The organism is Azospirillum formosense, assembly GCF_013340925.1.
Lineage (GTDB): Bacteria > Pseudomonadota > Alphaproteobacteria > Azospirillales > Azospirillaceae > Azospirillum > Azospirillum formosense.
Genome location: NZ_WHOR01000474.1, coordinates 1 through 1,733, shown reverse-complemented (window position 1 = coordinate 1,733; position 1,733 = coordinate 1). Strand labels below are relative to the sequence as shown.

The following is a 1,733-nucleotide window of genomic DNA, read 5'->3' as shown; positions in this document are numbered from 1 at the left end:
GTGCTGCGCTTCGGCCAGTGGGTGCGCACCGAGCAGCCCGGTCTGCGCTACCACCTGCCGGCGCCCATCGAAACGGTGCTGATGCCCAAGGTGACTCGCGTCAACCGGATCGAGGTCGGCTATCGCTCGGCCGGCGACGGACGCCGCGGCGACCGTGACGTCCCCGACGAGTCGCTGATGCTGACCGGCGACGAGAACATCATCGACATCGACTTCACCGTCTTCTGGGTCATCAAGGACGCGGGCGAGTATCTGTTCAAGATCCGCGACCCCGAGGCCACCGTGAAGAAGGCGGCGGAAAGCGCGATGCGCGAGGTGATCGGCCGCACCGACCTGCAGCCGGCCCTGACCGAGGCCCGCCAGCAGATCGAACCCTCGACCCGCCAGCTCCTCCAGGCCATGCTGGACGACTACGAGGGCGGCATCGAGGTGACGCAGGTGCAGTTGCAGAAGGCCGACCCGCCGTCGCCCGTCATCGACGCCTTCAACGACGTGCAGCGCGCCCGCGCCGACCGCGAGCGTGCCCGCAACGAGGCCGAGGCCTACCGGAACGACGTGATCCCGCGCGCCCGAGGCGACGCGGAACGGCTGATCCAGGAAGCGTCCGCCTACCGCGAGCAGGTCGTGAACCTGGCCCAGGGTGACGCCGACCGCTTCCGCAAGGTCTTCGACGCCTACTCGACCGCCAAGGACGTGACCGCCAAGCGCATGTATCTGGAGACCATGGAAGAGATCCTGAGCGGCGCCAACAAGGTCATCATCGACGGCAACGCGCAGGGTGCCCAGGGCGTGGTTCCCTATCTGCCGCTCAACCAGCTCCAGACTGCCCCGGCGCGGCCCGCCGGCCAGCAGCCGGCCCGTTGAGGAGGGATGCCATGAACCGCACATTGTTGGTCGCCGGCATCGGCATCCTCGCCGCGGGCGTGCTCGCCTCGGCCTCGCTCTTCACGGTGAACGAGGCGCAGCAGGCGCTCGTCCTCCAGTTCGGCGAGCCGATGCGCGTCATCCGCGAACCCGGCCTGAAGGCCAAGGTCCCCTTCATCCAGGAAGTCCGCATCCTCGACCGCCGCGTGCTCGACCTCGATCCGCCGGTGGAGCAGGTCATCCTGGCCGACCAGAAGCGCCTGGACGTGGACGCCTTCGCGCGCTACCGCATCCTGGACCCGCTGCGCTTCTACCAGACCGCCGGCAACGAGGCGGTGGCCGAGACGCGGATGAACGCCATCGTGAATTCGGCGCTGCGCCGTGTTCTCGGCAGCGTGACGCTGCTCGCCATTCTGTCGGACGAGCGTCCGCGCGTGATGAACGACATCCGCGGGCAGGTGAACGACGAGGCGAAGCGCTTCGGCATCGAGATCGTCGATGTCCGCATCCGCCGCGCCGACCTGCCGGAGGAGACCAGCCAGTCGATCTTCGCCCGCATGCGGTCGGAACGTGAGCGCGAAGCCGCCGAGGCCCGCGCCCAGGGTCAGGAGCAGTCGCAGCAGATCCGCTCCCGCGCGGACCGCGAGCGCACCGTCATCCTGGCCGAAGCGCAGCGCGATTCGCAGATCCTGCGCGGTGAAGGCGACAACCAGGCGCTGAAGATGATCGCCGAGGCGACGTCGCAGGACCCGCAGTTCTACAGCTTCTACCGGACGCTCGAAGCCTACCGGAAGTCGCTGAACAAGGACGACACCACCATGGTGCTGTCCCCGACCGGCGAGTTCTTCCGCTACTTCGGCGACATCACC

The 1,733-nt window shown here is 68.1% G+C and carries 2 protein-coding genes; both read left to right on the top strand.

All coding sequences use genetic code 11. The features are described from left to right. A partial coding sequence (gene hflK, locus GBZ26_RS29145; RefSeq protein WP_174441765.1) for an FtsH protease activity modulator HflK occupies window positions 1-864 on the top strand: 864 nt, incomplete at its 5' end. 11 nt (window positions 865-875) lie between these two features. Beyond that, the coding region (gene hflC / locus GBZ26_RS29140) for a protease modulator HflC (RefSeq protein ID WP_174441764.1) at window positions 876-1,733 on the top strand (858 nt) is incomplete at its 3' end.